Consider the following 22,321-nt stretch of genomic DNA (forward strand, 5'->3'; position numbering starts at 1 on the left):
TCAGGCCTCCTCGGTGAGGATGCGGGCGATGGAGCCGAGCGGCACGTCGGTCCAGTCGGGCCGGTTGGCGTGCTCGTAGCCCACCTCGTAGACCGCCTTGTCGAGCTCGAACCCACGCAGCAGCACGGCCTCGTCGCGCGGGTCGTGCCCAGCCGCCTTGGCGTAGCCGTCGCAGAACGCGGTCCGGTTGTGGACGGCCCACGCGTCGGCGCGCTCGCGGCGGTCGGCGTCGTGCGGCTGGCCCACGAGCAGCTGGTGGGCGGCGTAGTCGAAGGAGCGGAGCATGCCGGCGACGTCGCGCAACGGCGAGCGCAGCGCCGAGCGCTCCGCGAGGCTGGCCGCGGGCTCCCCCTCGAAGTCCAGGACGAGCCACCCGGCGACGGTGCGCAGCACCTGGCCGAGGTGCAGGTCGCCGTGGACGGGCTGCAGCGGCTGCCGCAGCTCGACGTCGGCGACGGCCTGGAAGGCGGCGCGGATGCCGTCGGTGTGCTCCCGCAGGGCGGGGACCGCGGCGGCTACCCGGTCGAGCCGACGCTCCATCGCCCCGACCGTGCGGGCGAGGTCGTCGCTCGCGGCCGTCTCGGTGCCGAGAGCGCGGGCGAGGTCGGCGTGGACGTCGGCCACGGCGCGACCGAGCCGGTAGGCCTCGCCGGAGAAGTCGCCACCGAGGTCGCCGGGCGGCAGCCCCGCGTCGTCGGCCATGTAGTCGCGGACGCTCGTGGTGGCCATGACCCAGCCGTCGGCGGCGTCGGGCAGGAACCGCTGCAGCATCGCGAAGGTGACCTCGTCGTCACCCAGCACCCCGCTGATCGCGCCGAGCGGCTCGGCGACGTGTGCCGACCCGACCTCGCGCAGCGCACGGTGCAGCACGAGGTCCTTGTTCGTGCCCGGCGTCAGCCGCCGGAAGAGCTTCAGGATGTACTGGCCGCCGTACACGAGCGAGGTGTTGCTCTGCTCCGACGTGATCGGGTGGGCGCGCAGCCCGGTCACGAGCTCGGCGCCCGGCTCGGGCTCGAACCGCAGGTCGCCCACGACGTCGCCGGCGGCCACGTGGTCGAGCAGCACGCCGGTGAGGTCGGCGTCGCCGCTGGCCTCGTACCAGACGGGACCGTCCTCGACCCCGATCGCCGCGGCCGCCGGGACGTCCGGCAGGCCGTCGCTGCGTCGCCCCAGCAGCAGCTGGTAGGGCTCGGTGCGGTCGTCCTGCCCGACCTCGACCACGAGGTGCACGAGGGCCGGGTCGCCGTCCTCGACGACGGTCCAGGCCAGCGGCCGCACGGTGGTCACCTCGCGGTCCTTGCCCCCGAACCACCGCTGGGAGGGCAGCCACCCGGGCAGGGCCGCGGCGATCTGGTCGACGTCGTGCTGGGTCACGGGCTGGCTCACAGCATGCTCCTTCGTTCGCCCTCGTCGCCGAGCTCGACCAGCTGGAACCAGTAGAAGCCGTGGCCCGGCAGGGTCAGCAGGTAGGGCAGCTCCCCGACGCGCGGGAAGCGCACGCTGCCGGTCAGCTCGACGGGGGTGCACCCCTCGTGCTCGCCGAGCTCGAGCTCGACGGGCTGGGGGAAGCGGGACAGGTTGTTGACGCACAGCACGACGTCGCGCTCGCCGTCCGGGCGGGTCCAGACGCGCTGGTAGGCGAGGACGCTCGGGTTGGAGCCGCCCAGGTCGACGAAGTCGCCCTCGGCGAAGGCCAGGTGCTGCTTGCGCACCTCGATCATCCGCCGCGTCCACGACAGCAGCGACGCCGAGTTGCCCATCTGCGCCTCGACGTTGACCGCCTCGTAGCCGTAGGTGGGGTCCATGATCGGCGGCAGGTAGACGCGACCGGGGTCGGACCGGGAGAAGCCCGCGTTGCGGTCCGGCGACCACTGCATCGGCGTGCGCACCGCGTCGCGGTCGCCGAGCCAGATGTTGTCGCCCATCCCGATCTCGTCGCCGTAGTAGAGCACCGGGGAGCCCGGCAGGCTCAGCAGCAGCGCGGTGAACAGCTCGAGCTGGTTGCGGTCGTTCTCCAGCAGCGGCGCGAGCCGGCGGCGGATGCCGATGTTGGCCTTCATCCGCGGGTCGCGGGCGTACTCGCGGTACATGTAGTCGCGCTCGTCGTCGGTGACCATCTCGAGCGTCAGCTCGTCGTGGTTGCGCAGGAAGATGCCCCACTGGGTGCCGGCGGGGATCGGCGGCGTCTGCGCCAGGATCTCGGAGATGGGGAAGCGCGACTCGCGCCGCACGGCCATGAAGATCCGCGGCATCAGCGGGAAGTGGAAGGCCATATGGCACTCGTCGCCGCCGACCTCGGGGTCGCCGAAGTACTCCACGACGTCGGACGGCCACTGGTTCGCCTCGGCGAGCAGCACGCGCCCCGGGAACTCGCGGTCGATCGTCGCGCGCACCTCCTTGAGGTACTCGTGGGTGCGCGGCAGGTTCTCGCTGCTCGTGCCCTCCTCCTCGAAGAGGTAGGGCACCGCGTCGAGCCGGAAGCCGTCGATGCCGAGGTCGAGCCAGAAGCGCAGCACGTCGAGCATGGCCTCGCGGACGGCGGGGTTCTCGAAGTTCAGGTCGGGCTGGTGGCTGAAGAAGCGGTGCCAGAAGAACTGGCCGCGCACCGGGTCGTACGTCCAGTTCGACGTCTCCGTGTCGACGAAGATGATGCGTGCGTCGCTGTACTCGGTGCCGGTGTCGCTCCACACGTAGAAGTCGCCGTACGGTCCCTCCGGGTCCTGGCGCGACGCCTGGAACCAGGGGTGCGCGTCGGAGGTGTGGTTGAGCACGAGGTCGGTGATCACCCGGATGCCGCGGCGGTGCGCCTCCTCCAGCAGGTGCACGAAGTCCTCGACCGTGCCGAACTCCGGCAGCACCGCGCGGAAGTCGCTGATGTCGTACCCGCCGTCGCGCAACGGCGAGGCGTAGAACGGGGGCAGCCACAGGCAGTCGACGCCGAGCCACTGGATGTAGTCGAGCTTGTCGGCGAGGCCGCGCAGGTCGCCCGTGCCGTCGCCGTTGGAGTCGTTGAACGCGCGGACCAGCACCTCGTAGAACACGGCGCGCTTGAACCACTCGGGGTCCGACGGGGCCTGCTCGGCGTGGCCGAAGTCGTCGGCGCTCGGCTCGGAGAGCGTCCCGTCGGCGGCGACGTCCTCACCGGTGTGCGGGGTCTGCTCGAGCCCGTCGAGCGCAGCGTCGGGTGCTGTCGCCTCGGGGGGTGCGTCGGCCATCTGGTCTCCTCCCAGGAGGGGGCGCGGGGTCATCGGGGGGTCACGTGCAGGATGTGCGCGGGCGCGCGGGCCGGGTCGAGGCGCACGTAGGTGGCCGGGCCCCAGGCGTAGGTCTCGCCGGTCACCTCGTCGTGGGCGACGAGCTCGGCGTCGGGCGACAGGCCGAGCACGTCGAGGTCGAGGAAGACCGTGCCCTCGCGGGCGTCGTGCGGGTCGAGCGAGAGCACCACCACGACGAGGTCCCCGGTCGCGGGGTCCTGCTTCGACCAGGCGAGCAGCGCGTCGTGGTCGACGTGGTGGAAGTGCAGGGTGCGCATCTGCTGCAGGGCCGGGTGGGCGCGGCGGATCTCGTTGAGGCGGGTGATCCAGGGCTCCAGCGAGCGTCCCTCGGCCAGCGCGGCGGCGTAGTCGCGCGGACGCAGCTCGAACTTCTCGGAGTGCAGGTACTCCTCCGCGCCGGGGCGGAGGGGCTCGGCCTCGAACAGCTCGTACCCGGAGTAGACGCCCCAGGTGGGGGCGAGCGTGGCAGCCAGCGCGGCGCGCAGCGCGAACATGCCCGGGCCACCCACCTGCAGGTGCTCGGGGAGGATGTCGGGCGTGTTGACGAAGAGGTTGCCGCGACCCTCGTCCCAGTGGTCGCGCAGGTCCTCGCCGAACTCGACGATCTCCTCCTTCGTCGTGCGCCAGGTGAAGTACGTGTAGCTCTGCGTGAAGCCCAGCCGCGCGAGCCCCCAGAGCCGCGCCGGCCGCGTGAACGCCTCGGACAGGAACAGCACGTCGGGGTGGCGCTCCTTGACCTCGGCGATCAGCCACGCCCAGAAGCTCGGCGGCTTCGTGTGCGGGTTGTCGACGCGGAAGATGCGCACCCCGCGCTCGACCCAGTGCAGCGTCACGCGCAGCACCTCGGCGTAGATGCCGTCGGGGTCGAGGTCGAAGTTCAGCGGGTAGATGTCCTGGTACTTCTTCGGCGGGTTCTCGGCGTACGCGATGGTGCCGTCGGGCAGCGTCGTGAAGAAGTCGGGGTGCTCACGGACCCAGGGGTGGTCGGGCGCGGCCTGGAGGGCGAGGTCGAGGGCCACCTCCATCCCGAGCTCCTCGGCCCGCGCCACGAACGCGGCGAAGTCGGCGTCGTCGCCGAGCTCGGGGTGGATCGCGTCGTGACCGCCCTCGGCGGCACCGATGGCCCAGGGCGAGCCGACGTCGTCGGGCCCGGGCGTGAGGGTGTTGTTCGGACCTTTGCGGTTCTCGCGCCCGATCGGGTGGATCGGGGGCAGGTAGACCACGTCGAACTGCATCGCGGCCACCCGGTCGAGCGCCTCGGCGGCCGTGCGGAAGGTGCCGTGCACCGGTCGCCCGTCGGCGTCGACGCCACCCGTGGACCGGGGGAAGAACTCGTACCAGGAGCCGAACGCGGCGCGGTGGCGGTCGACCCACACGCGACGCACCGGTCCACGGGTGAGGAGCTGGCGCACGGGGTGGTCGTGCATGACCGTGCGGACGGCGGTGTCCAGTGCCGGGCCCACACGGGCGCCCAGCGGCAGGGTGTCGTCGCGCAGCGCCGCAGCGGCACCGGCCAGCGTGCCCGCCTGGGCGCGCCGGTCGCGTCGCGCCGCGACCTCGTCGAGCAGGCGCGCGGCGATCTCGAGATCGTTGGCCAGCTCCGCCGGGGTCTGGCCCGCGGCCAGCTTCGCCTCGAGGGCGTGCACCGCGGTGGCCCACGGGTCGCTCCAGGCGTCGACGCGGAAGGTCCACAGGCCCTCGGCGTCGGGGACGATCGTGGCGGCGAAGAGGTCGAGGCCGGTGCCCTGCTCGTGCATCCGCACGGTGCGGTCGCGCCGCTCGCCCGGCCCGCGCCAGGCGACGGTGGCCGCCACGGCGTCGTGACCCTCGCGCCAGACGGTGGCCCGCACGGGGACGTGCTCGCCGACGACCGCCTTCGACGGGTAGGTCCCGTCGCCGGACAAGGGTCGGACGTCGTCGATGCCGATCCGGTCCGTCATGCGGTGCACTCCCGTCGCTCGCGTCGGACGACTCGTCGGCCGCCGTCTCGAACGTACCCAGGTTCGGGGGGTTGCGCGATCCGCCGAGGCCTCAGTCCTGGCGCGGCGCCTTCAGCAGCAGGAGCGATCGACCCTGCACCGTCACCCGTCCTCCCGCGGGAAACGGGTCGGTCGAGGCCGGCGACCCGTCCGCGGACGTCGTGTCGAGGGTCGGCTCGAACGTCTCCCCGAACTCCGGGCCCGGAAGGACGACGTCGACCGGCTCGGCCCCGGCGTGCAGCAGGAGCAGCCACGAGTGGTCGGTGAGCAGCTCGCCCTCACGGGTGCGGGACTGGCTGTGGGAGCCGTCGATCCACATGCCGAGGGTGCGTCGCTCCGGGTCGAGCCAGTCGGGCTCGGTCATCTCGTGGCCGTCGGGGCGCAGCCAGATGAGGTCGGGCCGGCCGGTCGGCGTCGTGCGGCCGTCGAAGAACTCCGCCTGTCGCAGCGCCGGACTGTTCGCGCGCAGGTGCACGACGCGCCGCGTGAAGGCGAGCATCGCGTCGCTCTCGGGCGTCGACGTCCAGTCGACCCACGAGGTCGGGTCGTCGAGGCAGTAGGCGTTGTTGTTGCCGCCCTGCGTGCGCCAGCGCTCGTCGCCGGCGACGAACATGGGGGTGCCGGTCGACAGCAGCAGGGTGGCCAGCAGGTTGCGCGCCTGGCGCGTCCGCAAGGTCAGCACGTCGGGGTCGTCGGTCTCGCCCTCGACGCCGTGGTTCCAGGAGCGGTTGTCGTCGGTCCCGTCGCGGTTGTCCTCACCGTTCGCCTCGTTGTGCTTGTGGTCGTAGGAGACGAGGTCGCGCAGCGTGAAGCCGTCGTGGGCGGTGACGAAGTTGATCGACTGCCACGGTCGGCGCAGGGTGTGGTCGTACAGGTCGGAGGAGCCGGACAGGCGGTACGCGAGCTGGTCGACGCCAGCGGACGCGCCGCGCCAGAAGTCGCGCACCGTGTCGCGGTACATGCCGTTCCACTCGGCCCACTGCGCACCGAACGCGCCGACGCGGTACCCCTCGCCGGTCGCGTCCCACGGCTCGGCGACGAGCTTGCAGCGGGCGAGCACCGGGTCGGTGGTGATGGCGGTCAGGAGGGTGCTGTCGCGGTCGAAGGCGCCGCCGTGCGGCCGGCCCATCGTGGAGGCGAGGTCGAAGCGGAACCCGTCGACGCCGAGCTCGGTGGCCCAGTAGCGCAGCGAGTCGGTGACGAGGCGGACCACCGCGGGCGACCCGGCCTCCAGCGTGTTCCCGCAGCCGGTGATGTCGGCCATGTGCCCGTCGTCGTCGTGCAGGTAGTAGGCCGGCGCCTCGAGCCCGCGCAGGCTGAGCGTCGGTCCGTCCGGGCCGCCCTCGCAGGTGTGGTTGTAGACGACGTCGACGAGGACCTCGATGCCCGCGGCGTGCAGCGCGGCGACCATGGTGCGGAACTCCTCGACCTCGCGCCCGGGCTCGCTCGCGTAGCCCGGGTGCGGCGCGAAGTAGCCGAGCGGCGAGTAGCCCCAGTAGTTGTGCCGGCCGGCCGCCACGAGCGACGGCTCGTCGGTGAACGCCTGCACGGGCAGCAGCTCGACCGTGGTGACGCCGAGCCGCAGCAGGTGCTCGACCACCGCGGGGTGCGCGAGGCCGAGGTAGGTGCCGCGCAGGTGCTCCGGGACGTCGGGGTGCTGCTGGGTGAAGCCCTTGACGTGCAGCTCGAGGACGACGGTCTCCTCGAACGGCACCTCGGGCTTCGTGCCGGTGTCGGGGCCGCCGGGGCTCGTGACGACGGCGAGCGGCACGTGGCCGAGGGAGTCGACGGTCGACATCTCGACCCCCTCGGGGTCGTCGGCCCACCCGCGGGCGGCCTCCATGTCCGTGAGCGCGCCGGTGACCCGGCGCGCGTAGGGGTCGAGCAGGATCTTGTGCGGGTTGCACCGCAGGCCGGTCTTCGGCTCGTACGGGCCGTGCACGCGGTACCCGTACGTCTGCCCGGGCAGGACGCCCTGGACGAGGCCGTGCCACACCCCGAAGGTGCGCTCGGTCAGCTCGATGCGGCGCTCGCTGCCGTCGTCGTCGACGAGGCACAGCTCGACCCGCTCGGCCACGCTGCTCGCGACGGCGAACCGGACACCCCCCGCCTCCGGGTGGGCGCCCAGCGGGAACGGGCGGCCGGCGAGCACGGGCAGGTCCTGCGGGCTCGACGTCATGCGCCCCAGTCTCTCAGGCGGTGGGTCCGGTGCGGGCTGGTCCGTCGTGACGTCGGGGAGGTTCCCGGCGGTGTGGCTCGCGCTGAGCCGTTGCCGGGTGGTCTCGATACGACCCTCCATGCTCCTTCGTCGCAGGAGGGTCTCGACCAGCGAGGGTGTCGCGGGTGGGTCTGCTCGACCGGCGAGGGTGTCGCAGGAGGGTCTACTCGACCGGCGACGGGCGAGGGGTCAGGAGTACGGACCCGTGAAGGGGGCGGGGGCGTCCGGGTCGTCGACGTCGCCCTCGACACCCGGGTCCTGCTTCTTGTGCTTCTGGTCGTCGTCCCAGTCCTCGTGCTTGCGAGGATCCTCGCTCGGCATGTCGCTCATGCCTCAGTGTGCGGCGGGCGCGGCCTCAGCGCTCGCCGGACGACCACAGCACCGCGTCGCCGCGGCGCACCTCGGCCCGCTCGGCGTCCAGGTCGACGTCGACGACGAACGGGCCGCGGTGCAGGAGCACGCGGCGGTCGTCGTCGGCGACCTCGACCCTCGTGTCCACGAGGGACGGGTCTCGCAGCTCGGGGTGGGCGCGGCGCAGCGCGACCAGCGAGCGGTAGACCTCCAGCACGCCACGGTGCCGGGGCTCGTCGAGCTCCTCCCACCGCAGCGTCGAGCGCTCGAGGGTCGCGGGGTCCATCGGGTCGGGCACCTCCGACTCGCCCCAGCCGTGCCGGCCGAACTCGCGCCGACGTCCGGTGCGCACGGCCTCGGCCAGCTCGGGGTCGGGGAAGGAGGCGAAGAACTGCCACGGCGTGCTCGCGGCCCACTCCTCGCCCATGAAGAGCATCGGCGTGAACGGTCCGAGCAGCACCAGCGCAGCGCCGCACGCCAGCAGGTCCGGCGAGACGGCCTCCGAGATGCGGTCGCCCGTGGCTCGGTTGCCGACCTGGTCGTGGTCCTGCAGGTACGTCACGAACGCGTGACCGGGCACGGCGTGGACGTCGACGGGACGACCGTGCGTGCGGCCGCGGAACGACGACCACGTGCCGTCGTGGAAGAACGCGCCGCGCAGCACCTTGGCGAGCGCGCCGGGCTCGGCGAAGTCGGCGTAGTAGCCGTCGGTCTCGCCGGTGAGCGCCACGTGCAGCGCGTGGTGCACGTCGTCGGCCCACTGCGCGTCCATGCCGAGACCGTGCTGGTCGCGCGGGACGACCGTGCGCGGGTCGTTGCGGTCGGACTCCGCGACGAGCGACAGCGGACGACCGAGCCGCTGCGACGCCCGCTCGGTCTCCAGCGACAGCTCCTCCAGGATCGTGAGCGCCCTCGCGTCGGACAGCGCGTGCACGGCGTCGAGGCGCAGCGCGTCGACGTGGAAGTCCTCGAACCACGAGATCGCGTTGTCGAGCACGTAGCGACGCACCTCGTCGGAGCCCTCGCCGTCGAGGTTGAGGCCGGGGCCCCAGTCGTTCTCGCCGGCGAAGTACGGACCGAAGCGGTCGAGGTACGCGCCGGACGGGCCGAGGTGGTTGTAGACGACGTCGAGCACGACGCCGAGGCCCCGGGCGTGGCAGGCGTCGACGAACCGCTTGAAGCCGTCGGGTCCGCCGTACGGCTCGTGCACCGCGCCCCACAGCACGCCGTCGTAGCCCCAGCCGTACGGGCCGTCGAAGCTGTTGACCGGCAGCACCTCCACCAGGTCGACGCCGAGGTCGACGAGGTGGTCGAGCCGCTCGACGGCGGCGTCGAAGGTGCGGCCCGGTGTGAACGTGCCGACGTGCAGCTCGTAGACCACGGCACCGCGCAGGGCGCGACCCTCCCAGCCGTCGTCCGTCCACGCGAACGCGTCGTGGTCGTAGGTACGTGACGCCGCGTGCACGCCGTGCGGCTGCCAGACGGAGCGAGGGTCGGGCAGCGGGGTGTCGTCGTCGCCCAGCAGGAACGCGTAGTCGGTGCCCGGCGCGAGGTCGACGTCGTGCCACCACCACCCCGAGCGCGCCTCGCCGGGCTCCCACGCCTGCATGCGGTGCTCGACGCCGTCGATCCGCACGCGGACGCGGTCGTGGTCGGGGGCCCAGAGGGTGACGGCCACGCTCAGACCACCCGCGTGGGCGGCGACGCCGTCTTGCTCGGGTCGGTCGTCGGGATGCTGCCCAGCACCTCGTCGATGGTCGCGAGCACGTCGTCGTCGAGGGTGATCCCGCTGGCGGCCGCGTTCGACTCGACCTGCTCCGGGCGCGAGGCGCCGACGATCGCGCCGGCGACGTTGTCGTTCGCGAGCACCCACGCGATGGCGAGCTGGGCCATGGTGATGCCGAGGTCGTCGGCGACGGGACGCAGCCCCTGCACGGCGGTGAGCACCTCGTCGTCGAGGAAGCGCTCGATCATGTCGGCGCCGCCCTTCTCGTCGGTCGCGCGGCTGCCCTCGGGCGGGGCGGCGCCGGGCTCGTACTTGCCGGTGAGCACGCCCTGGGCGATCGGCGACCACACGATCTGCGACAGGCCCAGCTCCCGGCTCGCGGGCACGACCTCGCCCTCGATGACGCGCCAGAGCATCGAGTACTGCGGCTGGTTCGAGACGAGTCGGAAGCCGAGGTCACGGGCGAGCTCCTGCCCCGCGCGGATCTGGTCGGCGGTCCACTCGCTGACGCCGATGTAGTGCGCCTTGCCGGCGCGGACGACGTCGGCGAACGCCTGCATCGTCTCCTCCAGCGGCGTCTCGTGGTCGTAGCGGTGCGCCTGGAAGAGGTCGACGTAGTCGGTCTGGAGCCGCTGCAGCGAGCCGTCGATCGACTCCATGATGTGCTTGCGGGAGAGTCCGGTGTCGTTGGGCCCGCCGGGTCCGGTGGGCCAGTAGACCTTGGTGAGGATCTCCAGCGACGCGCGCCGCTCGCCCTTCAGCGCCTCGCCGAGCACGCTCTCGGCCTTGCCGTTGGCGTACACGTCGGCGGTGTCGAAGGTCGTGATGCCGGCGTCGAGCGCCGCCCGCACGCATGCCGTGGCCGCGTCGTTCTCGACCTGCGAGCCGTGGGTCAGCCAGTTGCCGTAGATGATCTCGCTGACCTTGAGGCCGCTGTTCCCGAGGTACCTGAACTCCATGCTCCGAGCCTAGGCGCGCTGCGCCGTCCCGCGACCCGGGCGAGCACCTCGCTGGTCGAGTAGTCGACGCCCGTGAGGAACGAGCGTGGCGGAGACGTATCGAGACCAGTCTCGGCGGATCAGCGTGGGTCGCCTTGCGCTGAGCCGTTGCCGGGTGGTCTCGATACGCGGCCACGTCGCTCGTTCCGCCCCCGCAAGCGGGAGGTGCCCCCAGCGCGTGGCCGCTACTCGACCAGCGGGGGGCGGGTGAGGAGGGCGACGGGGTAGGTGGCCAGGAGGTCGGCGAGCCGGACGTCGCCGCCCGCGGACGTGGCACCCGTCAGCACGTCGGTCCACGACCCCGTCTCGAGGGGGAGGGTGGTCTCGCCCCAGCCGCCGCGCCGCTCGAGCCCGACCGGGAGACGGGTCGCGACGGCGACCAGGTCGTCGCTGCGGCCGAACGCGAGCGCGTGCTCGGCAGCCGGTCCCGACGCCGCCAGCGGGGTGTACCCGCGGAACAGGTCGGGCCGGTCCCTGCGGAGTCGCAGCACCCGACGCACGAGCGACGTCTTCGCCGCGCCCGACGCGTCGAGCTCGGGCAGCCAGCCGTCGTCGAGGCGACGCAGCAGGGTGCGGAACGCGTCGTGGTCGACGGGACGTCGGTTGTCGGGGTCCACGAGGGAGAAGTCCCAGCCCTCCGTGCCCTGGTAGACGTCGGGGACGCCGGGGCCCGCCAGCTGCAGCAGCTTCTGCGACAGCGACACCGTCCAGCCGAGGGCCCGGATCCTCCCGACCAGGGCCTGCACCTCCGGACCGAGCTCGGAGCGCACGCGCGCGGGCCACGTCGCGACCGACTCCTCGAACGCCTCGTCCGTCTCGGTCCACGTGGTCCGGACCTTCGACTCGCGCGCGGCCTTCAGCAGGTAGTCCGAGAGCCGCTCGTCGCTGATCGGCCAGGCTCCGAGCAGCGTCTGCCACGCGAGGAGGTCGAGCGCCGGCTCGTCGATCCCGCAGCGCGCCGACCAGTCCTCGACGGTCGACGTGACCTCCTCGCCCAGCTCGGCGAGCACCAGCATGCGCGCGCGGGTGTCCTCGGACCGCTTCGTGTCGTGCGTCGTCAGGGCGGTCATGGCCGCCGGGTGGTCGGCCTCGCGCGCCGCGGCCAGCGCGTGGAAGCCCTCGACGTCGACGCCCCAGACGTCCGGGGAGCCGCCGACCTCGTTGAGCGCCGCGAACCGGGTGAAGCGGTAGAAGGTCGTGTCCTCTGTCCCCTTGGCGACGACCATCCCCGACGTCTGCTGGATGCGGGTCGCGAGCTCGCCGGTCGGGTCCTCGGTCACCTGCAGGTCGAGGGCGCGGATCGCCGGGTCGACGTCGGGCCGCCGCGCGCGGGCCCGCTCGACGGCTGCGTCCCACGCCTCGCGTCCCGCCTCGGGCAGGTAGGAGCGGTAGACGCCGAACGCGACCATCGTCTCGGCCACGGCGGTCCGAGCGGCGTCCTCGTGCACGTCGCGCAGCAGCGCCGCGATCCGACGCACCTCGGCCACGAGCACCTTCCGGGTGACCATGCGCCGGGCGTCCTCCTCGACCGCCGCGTAGTCGGCCGGCGCGCCGAGTCGGTCGGCGAGCGCCTGCCAGGGTGCCTCGCCGGCCGGGTCGAGCAGCACGCCGGCGACCTCGCGCATCGCGTCGTAGCCCGTGGTGCCGTCGACCGGCCAGGTCGTCGGCAGCTCCTCGCCCGGGTGCAGAATCTTCTCGACCACCAGCCAGGCGTCGGGAGCGGCGTCGTGCAGACGTCGCAGGTAGCCGCCCGGGTCGGCGAGCCCGTCGGGGTGGTCGATGCGCAGACCCGTCACCCGACCCTCGCCGACCCAGCGCAGCACCTCGCGGTGGGTGTCGTCGAAGACCGCCGGGTCCTCCACCCGCACGGCGGCGAGCGTCGTGATGTCGAAGAAGCGCCGGTAGTTCAGCTCCGACCCGCCGCGACGCCAGCCGACCAGCTCGTAGTGCTGCCGGTCGTGCACCTCCTGCGGCGTCATCGACGCGAAGCCCGGGTCCTCGAGAGTGGCGCGGTCGACCGGGAACCGGTGGTCGTAGTACGTCAGCTCGTCGCCGTCGACGGACAGCTCCGCCACGTCGGCGTCGTCGCCCAGCACCGGCACGAGCACGCGCCCGCGCGTCCAGTCGACGTCGAAGTGTCCCGCCCAGGGCGACGCCTCCCCCTCGGCCAGCACCGACCACCACCACGGGTTGGCGCGTGGCACCTCGACCGACATGTGGTTGGGCACGACGTCGACGACCAGGCCGAGCCCCGCGTCGCGCGCGGCAGCCGTGAACGCGTCCCAGCCCTCGGGGCCACCGAGCTCCGGGCGCGCGCGGGTGGGGTCGGTGACGTCGTAGCCGTGGGTCGAGCCGGGCGTCGCGTCGAGCACGGGGGAGACGTACACCGCGCCGACGCCGAGGTCCTGCAGGTACGGCACGAGCGCCTGCGCCTCGGCGAAGCCGAACTCCGGGCGCAGCTGCAGGCGGTAGGTCGAGCTGGGAGCGCTCACGACTCGACCCGCTGCAGCACCACGAGGGAGCGGGCCGTGACGTCGATCGTCGCGCCGCCCTCGACGAGGTCGTCGCCGGGCTCGTGGACGCTTCCGGTGGCCGTGTCGACGACGACGCCCCAGGTGCTCGCGTACTCGCCGTCGGGGACGGTGAAGGTGATGTCCTCGTGGTGGGCGTTGAAGGCGAGCAGGAACGAGTCGTCGACCACCCGCTCGCCCCGCTCGTCACGTTCGTCGATCGCCCGGCCGTTGAGGAACACGGCGACCGCCCGACCGAAGTCGTCGTCCCAGTTCTCGTCGGTCATCTCCTCGCCGGCCGGGGTGAACCAGGCGATGTCGCGCAGCTCGTCGGCCTTGCGGACCGGCTTGCCCTGGAAGAAGCGACGGCGGCGGAACACGGGGTGCGCGGTGCGGAACGCCGCGAGCGCCGACGTGAAGCCGAGCAGGGCGTGCTCGTGCTCGTCGAGGTCCCAGTCGACCCACGACGTCTCGTTGTCCTGGCAGTAGACGTTGTTGTTGCCACCCTGCGAGCGGCCCAGCTCGTCGCCGTGCAGCACCATCGGCACGCCCTGCGACAGCAGCAGCGTGGCCAGGAAGTTGCGACGCTGGCGCCGGCGCAGGTCGAGCACCTCCGGGTCGTCGGTCGGGCCCTCGACGCCGCAGTTCCAGGAACGGTTGTCGTCGGCGCCGTCGCGGCCGTCCTCGCCGTTGGCGTCGTTGTGCTTCTGCTCGTAGGAGACGAGGTCGTCGAGCGTGAACCCGTCGTGGGCGGTGACGAAGTTGATCGACGCGTAGGGCCGGCGCCCCGTGTCCTGGTACAGGTCCGACGAGCCGCTGATGCGGGACGCGAACTCGCCGAGGGTGGCCGGCTCGCCGCGCCAGAAGTCGCGGACCGTGTCGCGGTACAGACCGTTCCACTCCGTCCAGAGCGGCGGGAAGTTGCCCACCTGGTACCCGCCGGGCCCGACGTCCCACGGCTCGGCGATGAGCTTGACCTGGCTGACCACCGGGTCCTGCTGCACGAGCTCGAAGAACGTGGCGAGCTTGTCGACGTCGTAGAACTCGCGGGCGAGCGTGGCGGCGAGATCGAAGCGGAACCCGTCGACGTGCATCTCGGTCACCCAGTAGCGCAGCGAGTCCATGATCAGCTGCAGCGGGCTGGGGTGGCGCACGTTCAGGGAGTTGCCCGTGCCCGTGTAGTCCATGTAGTGCTGCGGGTCGTCCTCGACGAGGCGGTAGTAGGCCTGGTTGTCGATGCCGCGCATCGAGAGCGTCGGGCCGAGGTGGTTGCCCTCCGCCGTGTGGTTGTAGACCACGTCGAGGACGACCTCGATCCCGGCGGCGTGCAGCTCGCGCACCATGCCCTTGAACTCCTGCACCTGGCGGCCGGGCTGCGAGGCGTACGCGTCGTGCGGGGCGAAGAAGCCGATCGTGTTGTAGCCCCAGTAGTTCGTCAGGTCCTTCTCGACCAGGTAGTGGTCGGTGACGAACTGGTGCACCGGGAGCAGCTCGATCGCCGTCACCCCGAGACCGGTCAGGTGCTCCACGATCGCCGGGTGGGCGAGCGCGCCGTAGGTGCCGCGCAGCTCCTCGGGGACGTCGGGGTGCGTCATCGTCAGGCCCCGCACGTGCGCCTCGTACACGATCGTCTCGCGGTACGGGTGGCGCGGCAGCCGGTCGTCGGCCCAGTCGAAGTACGGGTCGACGACGAGCGAGAACGGCACGTGACCGGCCGAGTCGTCGTCGTTCGGCTCCTCCGGGGAGCCCATCTCGTAGGCGAACAGCGACGGGTCCCAGTCGGGCTGGCCCTGGATCGCCTTCGCGTACGGGTCGATGAGCAGCTTCTGGGGGTTGCAGCGCAGACCCTGCTCGGGGTCCCACGGGCCGTGCACCCGGTACCCGTAGCGCTGGCCGGGGCCGACACCCGGCAGGAAACCGTGGTGCACGAAGCCGTCGACCTCCTCGAGCCGGACCCGGGTCTCGGTGCCGGTCTCGTCGAAGAGGCACAGCTCCACGTGGTCGGCGACCTCGGAGAACAGGGCGAAGTTGGTCCCGGTGCCGTCGTACGTGGCGCCGAGCGGGTAGGGCGATCCGGGCCAGGTGCGCACGGGGTCTCCTCGTCAGGGGGGTGGGGTCATGGGGGTGGGGTCGTGGGGGCGGGGTGGTGCGGGTCAGGGGGTCGGCCGGGCCGCTCGCAGGGGCGCCACCGCTGCCCGGACCCGGTCGTGGTCGAAGAACGCGTCGAGGTCGACGGGCAGGCGCACCCGCCAGTTCGGGTACTCGTCGACCGTGCCGGGCAGGTTCGGCTGGCGCACCTGCCCCACGGCGTCGGCGGGCGAGCTGAGCACGAGCCGCGACGCCGCCGGCGCGATGACGGCGTGCAGCGCGACGAGCAGGTCGTCGGTGTCGATGCCCTCCTCGCGCAGCAGAGCCAGCAGCGCCTCGCGGTCGGCGGCGGCGGTGGCGAGCGCCTCCTCGAGGGGCTCGCCGAGCAGGTCGAGGTCGGCCTGCACGCGGATGCGCTCGTCGCGCAGCCAGCCCTCGACCGTCGGGAGGTCGTGCGTGCTGATGCTGGCCATCGTCTCCGGCTCCCACTCCCGAGGGGGCACGTGCGGCTGGCCGGGGGCGTCCCAGTCGCGCTCGAACCACAGCACGGCCGAGCTGAGCACGCCGCGCTCGTGCATCGTCCGGGTGACGACGTCCTCGACCGTGCCGAGGTCCTCACCCACCACGACGGCGCCGGCGCGCGTGGCCTCGAGCAGCAGCACCGCGAGCATCACGTCGGCGTCGTAGTGCACGTAGGCGCCGCGGTGGGCCGGCTCTCCCGGGGGGATCCACCAGAGCCGCCAGAGCCCGGCGACGTGGTCGACGCGGATGCCGTCGCCGTGGCGCAGCACGCTGCGCACCACGTCGCGGAACGGGGCGTAGCCCGTCTCGAGGAGCCGGTCGGGCCGCCAGGGCGGCAGGCCCCAGTCCTGGCCGAGGGGGTTGAACGCGTCCGCGGGGCAGCCCACGCGGACGTCCGAGGCGAACACGTCCTGCAGCGCCCACGCGTCGGCGCCGCCGGGGTGGACGCCCACGGGCAGGTCGTGCACGAGACCGACGGCCATCCCGGCGTCGTGCGCGGCGTCGCGGGCGGCGTCGAGCTGCTCGCGGCACAGGTGCTGCAGCCAGGCGTGGAACGCGACGCGGTCGGCCAGGTCCGCGCGACTGCGCGCCACGGCGTCCGACGTCGGGTCGCGCAGCTCCTCCGGCCACTCGCGCCAGTCGGCACCGTGCCGCTCGGCGAGCGCGGAGAACGTCGCGAAGGCCGCGAGGTCGGGCTCGGCGTCGAGGTCAGGGTCCTCGTCGGCCGACGCGAAGGGTCGCAGCAGCTCGAGCGCCTGGCGCTTGGCCGCCCAGACGGCGTCGTGGTCGAGCAGGTCGTCGGCGGGCGCCGGGTCGGGCGCGAGGCCGAGCACCTGCTCGCGGGTGGCGTCGTCGGCGGCGGCGAACGCGGCCACGTCGGTCACGCGCAGGTAGAGCGGGCTCGCGAAGCGTCGGCTCGACGGCGAGTAGGGGGAGCGGACGAGCGGGGTCGCCGGCACGAACGCCTGGACGGGGTTCACGAGCAGCACGCCCGCGCCCTGCTCGGTCGCGGCACGCCGCGCGAGCTCGGCCAGGTCGGCGAGGTCGCCCATCTGCCACGAGCCCGACGAGTGGACGGAGTACAGCTGCAGCATCCAGCCCCAGGTGCGCGGCACCTCCGGCAGCCGGGCCGGCGCCACGACGACCGTGACCTCGTCCCCGTCGTCGGTGACGAGCCGGTGCCAACCGAGAGGCAGGTCCGCCGGCAGCACCCCGTCCACGTCGAGGGCGGAACCGTCCTCGAGCTCCATCCGACCGCGGGCGCCGAGGTCGCGCGCCCGACCCTGCACCACGGCCACCGTGCCGGGCACGGGCGAGCGCGTCGACCTGACGTCGTCCAGCGCGAGCGCGACCGACTCCGGCGTGCTCGCGTCGACACCGAGCTCGGCGAGCACCGCGACGACCACGTCGGGGTCGACGTCGACCGGGCTGCGGTCGGACCCCTCGTAGGACACGGCGACGCCGTGGGCCGCGGCGAGTGCGGCGAGGTCGTCGTCGGGGAAGGCCATGACGCCCAGCATGGTCGCGGACGGCTCGGCCCACCACTCCGGCGAGGCCCGTGTGTCCCGACGCACTCGTGGGTCGGATCGTCGTGGCGTCCCGCGCCGGTCACCTCGTCCCTGTCAGGACCCTGCGCTGGTGGGTGGGCTCATGCCCAGGGGAGTGCATCTCGGGAGCATCAGGGCTGCTCGAGGGCATGGATGGCATGGATGGCATGGATGGCGCGCATCGCGTCATTGCTGCAATCCTTCCAGAACGCGTATGATTGTCTCAATGGGTCCGTCCTGGGAGGGGATCACGACATGTCCCAGCTGAGCGTGAGCGAGGCGGCGCAACGCCTGGGCGTCTCGGCGAGGCGTGTCCAGGAGCGCATCCAGGACGGTTCGCTCGCTGCGGAGAAGGTCGGAGGTCGTTGGCTCGTCTCCGACGTGGACGTGCTGGAGCTACGTCATCGGAAGAGGCCGGGACGTCCTCTCTCGGAGAGGTCCGCCTGGGCGCTGCTGGCAGCCGCCAGCGACGGACGACTCCTGCACGAGTACTTCGCCCCACCGGAGCGTTCCCGAGCACGTGCCCGACTTCGCGCGCTACGCAGTGCTGCGGCCCTCGCCGACCTGGACGAGATCACCGTCCTCCTCGGGCACGCTCTGCGGCACCGGGCAGAGAGGCGCTTGTTCGTCGCATCGTCCCGCGACCTCGACGGGGTGCGCGGTGACTCCCGTGTCACCGTGTCCGGCCTCGACCATCCGGGCTCCAGTCTCTCCGCCGCGGACGTCGCGGAGGGCTACGTCCGAGCTGAGGACCTGCCGGAGATCGTCGACGTCCACCTCCTGTCACCCGCGTCGCGTTCGCGCGCGAACGTCGTCCTGCACGTGCTGAGCTCTGCCGCTGGACCGTACGCGACCGAGCGGGTGATGGAGTCGGACCTGCTGCACGCGGCGGACCTCGCCGAGTACTCCGGGGTGAGGGAGAGGCACGAAGCACTCCTGGCAGCCCGCCGCGTCACGCCCTGGTCCGGGGCCGAGGTCGGCGCGCGCGGTGACTGAGCCGATCGAGATGCCGGCCATGGGCATCAAGCAGGAACAGTCGTGGCACGCGCTCATGGACCTGTGGGAGCGACTCCCCGAGGGGTGGACCCTCATCGGCGGCCAGCTCGTGCACCTGCACTGCGCCGAACGCGGTGCGGCTCCTGCTCGGGCCACGAACGACGTCGACGCGGTCGTCGACGTGCGGGCAACGAGCGACATGCTGGAGAGGTTCACGGCGGTCCTCCAGGAGATGGGCTTCCGGCCGGACACCTCCGGAGACGGGCTCCAGCACCGGTGGCGGCGGGACGAGGCGCAGATCGACGTCCTCCTTCCCGAGGGCATCGGTGAGCGCGCGGCCTTGCGGCACGGTGTCGGGGGAGCGCCGAGCCTCGAGGCGCCGGGGACGACGCAGGCCCTCGCGCGCTCCCGTCCGGTCGAGGTCGCCGTCGGCACGAGGATCGGGACCGTCATCCGGCCGAACCTGGTGGCCGCCTTGATCGGGAAGGCCGCAGCACGCACGAAGATCCCGGCGGACGGAGCAGCGGCTCGGCACTGCGTCGACTTCGCGATCATGGCGACCCTCGTCAGTGCTCGCGACTTCCGTGAGACGACCCTGGGGCCCAAGGACCGGCAGCGCCTGCGGTCCATGCTGGAGATCTGCCGCGAGGAGGTCGCCGTGCTGCAGGTGGAGGGTGCGCTGGACGGGCTGGACCGGCTCGAGCGCGCCGCCGGTCTCTGAGGCAGCGACCGTGGCACGGCTCTCTCCCGGGGACCACTGCGCGGACGAGCGTCGCCGGGTCAGCCCGCGAACTCGACACCGTTCACGTGGCCGACACGAGACCGGCCTAGGCTGCTCGCGTGGACTGGAGCGACTACGACGCGGCCCTCTTCGACCTCGACGGCGTGATCACGCCGACCGCCGAGGTGCACCGGCGCGCCTGGGACCAGATGTTCAACGACGTGCTGACGCAGCGCGGTGTCGAGGAGCCGTACACCGACGCCGACTACTACCGCTACGTCGACGGCAAGCCGCGCTACGACGGCGTCCGCTCCTTCCTGGAGTCACGCGGCATCGAGCTGCCCGAGGGCACGCCCGACGACGCGCCCGAGGAGGAGACCGTCGGCGGGCTCGGCAACCGCAAGAACGTCCTCTTCGAGGAGATCCTCGACCGCGACGGCGTCGAGGCCTACCCCGGCTCCGTCGCCCTGCTCGACGCGCTCGCCGAGCGCGGCACGAAGGTGGCCGTGGTCTCCAGCTCGCGCAACGCGCCCAAGGTCCTGCGTGCCGCCGGCCTCATCGAGCGGTTCCCGATCATCGTCGACGGCGCCGTCGCCGCCGACCGCCAGCTGGCGGGCAAGCCGGCCCCCGACACGTACCTGTTCGCCGGGCAGCAGCTCGACGTCGAGCCGTCGCGCGCGGTGGTGCTCGAGGACGCCACGTCGGGCGTGGCGGCGGGCCGCGCCGGACGCTTCGGCCTCGTCGTCGGGGTCGACCGCGGAGCCGGTGCCGACGCGCTGCGCGAGCACGGCGCCGATGTCGTGGTCGACGACCTGCAGGAGCTCGTCTGATGTCGCCGCTGGACCAGGCCACCGAGCCCGTCGACGAGGACCGCGGTCTCGGACCGTCGCACGAGGCGCCGCCCGTGCGCGACTTCCTCGACCGCTCGCGCTGGCCCGCCGACGAGTGGCGGCTCACCGAGCGTCGCTACGACGCCGGCGACCTCGGCCTCACCGAGACGCTGTTCGCCGTCGGCAACGGCTACCTCGGCCTGCGCGGCAACGTCGAGGAGGGTCGCGACTCCCACACGCACGGCACCTTCGTGAACGGCTTCCACGAGACGTGGCCCATCCAGCACGCCGAGGAGGCCTTCGGGTTCGCGCGTGTCGGGCAGACGATCGTCAACGCGCCGGACGCGAAGATCATCCGGCTCTACGTCGACGACGAGCCGCTGCTGCTCTCGGTGGCCGACCTGCACGAGTACGAGCGCTCGCTCGACCTGCGCGACGGCGTGCTCCGACGCCGCCTGCTGTGGCGCACCCCGTCGGGGAAGCGGGTGCTCGTGGAGTCGACGCGCATGGTCAGCCTGGAGCAGAAGCACCTCGCGGTGATGACGTTCGAGGTGACCCTGCTCGACGACCCCGCCCCGGTGGCGATCTCGTCGCAGATCCTCAACCGGCAGGACGGCGAGGACGAGTACCACGTGCGGCACAAGGCCATGGGCGAGGGCAGCGACCCGCGCAAGGCCGAGCAGCTGACCCGACGGGTGCTGGAGCCCCAGACGAACGAGGGCGACACCGACACCGGCCGCGTCGCGCTCGGCTTCCGGTGCGCGGAGAGCGGCATGACGCTCGGCGTGATGGCCGACCACGACATCGTCACCGAGAACGAGTTCACGAGCCGGGTCGTCACCGGCGACGACCTCGCGAAGACCACGTACCGGATCGCCGCCCAGCCGGGCGTCCCCGTCCGGCTGACCAAGACGGTCGCCTACCACACGTCGCGCGGGGTGCCGTCGCGCGAGCTGCTCGACCGCTGCCGCCGCACCCTCGACCGCGCCCGCGACCTCGGCGTGCCCGAGCTGCGCGCCGAGCAGCGCACGTGGCTCGACGCCTTCTGGGCGCGCGCCGACGTGGAGGTGCCCGGACAGCCGGAGGTGCAGCAGGCGATCCGCTGGAACCTGTTCTCGATCGTGCAGGCCGCGGCCCGGGCGGAGGGCCAGGGCATCCCCGCGAAGGGTGTCACCGGCTCCGGCTACGGCGGCCACTACTTCTGGGACACTGAGGTCTACGTCATGCCGTTCCTGACGTACACCACGCCGCGCGCCGCACGGAACGCGCTGCGCTTCCGGTACTCCCTGCTCGACGCCGCCCGCCGCCGGGCCGGCCAGCTCGCGCAGAAGGGCGCGCTGTTCCCCTGGCGCACCATCAACGGCGAGGAGGCGTCGGCCTACTACGCCGCCGGCACCGCGCAGTACCACATCGACGCCGACATCGCGTACGCGCTGAGCCAGTACGTCGGGGCCACCGGAGACGTCGAGTTCCTCGACCGCGAGGGCATCGACGTGTTCGTGGAGACCGCGCGGCTGTGGGCCGACCTCGGCTTCTGGCGCAGCGAGGAGGGCAGCACCTTCCACATCCACGGTGTCACGGGGCCCGACGAGTACACGACGGTCGTGAACGACAACCTGTACACGAACGTCATGGCGCGCTTCAACCTGCGCCGGGCGGCCGAGGCCGTGCGCACGCTGCAGCACTCGAACCCCACGGCGTACGCCGAGGCGAAGGCCCGGTTGTCGCTCACCGACGAGGAGGTCGAGGAGTGGGGTCGCGCGGCCCGCAACATGAGCATCCCGTTCGACGAGCACCTCGGCATCCACCCGCAGGACTCGCACTTCCTCGAGCGCGAGATGTGGGACCTCGACCACACGCCGCTCGACAAGCGGCCGCTGCTGCTGCACTACCACCCGCTGGTCATCTACCGGTTCCAGGTGCTGAAGCAGGCCGACGTCGTGCTGGCGCTGTTCCTGCAGGGTGAGGACTTCACCCCGGAGCAGAAGCGTGCCGACTTCGAGTACTACGACCCGATCACCACCGGCGACTCCACGTTGTCGGCGGTCGTGCAGTCGATCATCGCCTCCGAGGTCGGGTACCACGACCTCGCGTACCGCTACTTCCTGTCCGCGCTGTTCGTCGACCTCGCCGACCGGCACGGGAACACGTCCGACGGCGTGCACGTCGCGTCGACGGGCGGCGTGTGGAGCGCGGTCGCGGCCGGGTTCGGCGGCTTCCGCGACCTCGGCGCCGGCCAGTGGACGATGGACCCGCGCCTGCCCGACGACTGGGAGTCGCTCACCTACCGGCTGACGCTGCGCGGCACGCGGGTGCGGGTGACGGTCCGCCCCGACGAGCTGGAGCTCGTGGTCGAGGACGGCACCGGGCACCTGGCCTTCGAGGTGCGGGGCGCCGAGGTCGTGGTCGGGCCCGACGCGCCCGTCACCGTGCCGCTCCACGGCCAGGGTCCGCGCCTGGAGGGCCAGCCGCCCAGCCCGATCGGCACCCGCCGCTCCGACGGCACGGTCATCTCCGCCATCGTTCCCGGCGCCTGAGCCACAGGTCTCCGGCTCCCCCC

14 protein-coding genes are annotated in these 22,321 nt (G+C 72.6%); 4 read left to right on the top strand and 10 right to left on the bottom strand.

Annotation, left to right across the window (positions count from 1 at the left end):
• The 10 genes from AC3WRM_RS12950 to malQ all read right to left on the bottom strand — a co-directional run bounded on the left by AC3WRM_RS12950 (position 1) and on the right by malQ (position 17,175).
• Entirely contained in the window at positions 1-1,386 is a 1,386-nt protein-coding gene (locus tag AC3WRM_RS12950) for a maltokinase N-terminal cap-like domain-containing protein (protein ID WP_492248250.1), read from the bottom strand.
• Positions 1,383-3,215, bottom strand: coding sequence for a maltose alpha-D-glucosyltransferase (gene treS, locus AC3WRM_RS12955; RefSeq protein WP_492248251.1), 1,833 nt, complete (start codon positions 3,213-3,215; stop codon positions 1,383-1,385). Before treS ends, AC3WRM_RS12950 begins: the two co-directional genes overlap by 4 nt.
• Before the next feature lie 29 nt (positions 3,216-3,244).
• Entirely contained in the window at positions 3,245-5,215 is a 1,971-nt protein-coding gene (locus tag AC3WRM_RS12960) for a maltotransferase domain-containing protein (protein ID WP_492248252.1), read from the bottom strand.
• 91 nt (positions 5,216-5,306) lie between these two features.
• Positions 5,307-7,433 carry a glycogen debranching protein GlgX gene (gene glgX / locus AC3WRM_RS12965; RefSeq protein ID WP_492248253.1) on the bottom strand — a complete coding sequence of 709 codons (2,127 nt, stop codon included), beginning with the start codon at positions 7,431-7,433 and terminating at the stop codon, positions 5,307-5,309.
• A gap of 228 nt (positions 7,434-7,661) precedes the next feature.
• A complete protein-coding gene (locus AC3WRM_RS12970; protein ID WP_492248254.1) occupies positions 7,662-7,802 on the bottom strand; it encodes a hypothetical protein in 141 nt (46 codons plus the stop codon).
• 25 nt (positions 7,803-7,827) lie between these two features.
• Positions 7,828-9,501 (bottom strand): malto-oligosyltrehalose trehalohydrolase, encoded by a 1,674-nt coding sequence (treZ, locus tag AC3WRM_RS12975; protein ID WP_492248255.1) that lies wholly within the window; start codon positions 9,499-9,501, stop codon positions 7,828-7,830.
• Between the two features lie 2 nt (positions 9,502-9,503).
• Positions 9,504-10,508: an aldo/keto reductase family protein gene (locus tag AC3WRM_RS12980; RefSeq protein ID WP_492248256.1), complete on the bottom strand. Its 1,005-nt coding sequence runs from the start codon at positions 10,506-10,508 to the stop codon at positions 9,504-9,506.
• Positions 10,509-10,732: 224 nt separating this feature from the next.
• Complete coding sequence (gene treY, locus AC3WRM_RS12985; protein ID WP_492248257.1) at positions 10,733-13,039, bottom strand: malto-oligosyltrehalose synthase; 2,307 nt, start codon at positions 13,037-13,039, stop codon at positions 10,733-10,735.
• Positions 13,036-15,147, bottom strand: coding sequence for a glycogen debranching protein GlgX (glgX, locus tag AC3WRM_RS12990; protein ID WP_492248258.1), 2,112 nt, complete (start codon positions 15,145-15,147; stop codon positions 13,036-13,038). Before glgX (AC3WRM_RS12990) ends, treY begins: the two co-directional genes overlap by 4 nt.
• 63 nt (positions 15,148-15,210) lie before the next feature.
• Positions 15,211-17,175 (bottom strand): 4-alpha-glucanotransferase, encoded by a 1,965-nt coding sequence (gene malQ, locus AC3WRM_RS12995; RefSeq protein ID WP_492270929.1) that lies wholly within the window; start codon positions 17,173-17,175, stop codon positions 15,211-15,213.
• A 294-nt stretch (positions 17,176-17,469) separates the two neighbouring features.
• On the opposite strand from malQ, the gene AC3WRM_RS13000 reads away from it, so the two are divergent.
• The 4 genes from AC3WRM_RS13000 (at position 17,470) to AC3WRM_RS13015 (ending at position 22,298) form a co-directional block, all read left to right on the top strand.
• The gene (locus tag AC3WRM_RS13000) at positions 17,470-18,210 is read left to right on the top strand and encodes a helix-turn-helix domain-containing protein (protein ID WP_492248260.1); all 741 of its coding nucleotides are present in this window, start codon (positions 17,470-17,472) and stop codon (positions 18,208-18,210) included.
• A complete protein-coding gene (locus AC3WRM_RS13005; RefSeq protein WP_492248261.1) occupies positions 18,203-18,931 on the top strand; it encodes a hypothetical protein in 729 nt (242 codons plus the stop codon). The genes AC3WRM_RS13000 and AC3WRM_RS13005 overlap by 8 nt, the downstream gene beginning before the upstream one ends.
• 119 nt (positions 18,932-19,050) lie before the next feature.
• On the top strand, positions 19,051-19,761 hold the full coding sequence (locus AC3WRM_RS13010; RefSeq protein ID WP_492248262.1) for an HAD family hydrolase: 711 nt from the start codon (positions 19,051-19,053) through the stop codon (positions 19,759-19,761).
• Complete coding sequence (locus AC3WRM_RS13015) at positions 19,761-22,298, top strand: glycoside hydrolase family 65 protein (protein ID WP_492248263.1); 2,538 nt, start codon at positions 19,761-19,763, stop codon at positions 22,296-22,298. Before AC3WRM_RS13010 ends, AC3WRM_RS13015 begins: the two co-directional genes overlap by 1 nt.
• The last annotated feature ends 23 nt before the right edge of the window (positions 22,299-22,321 follow it).

The sequence above is a fragment of the Aeromicrobium sp. EU05-FHT14F07 genome, from assembly GCF_058790455.1.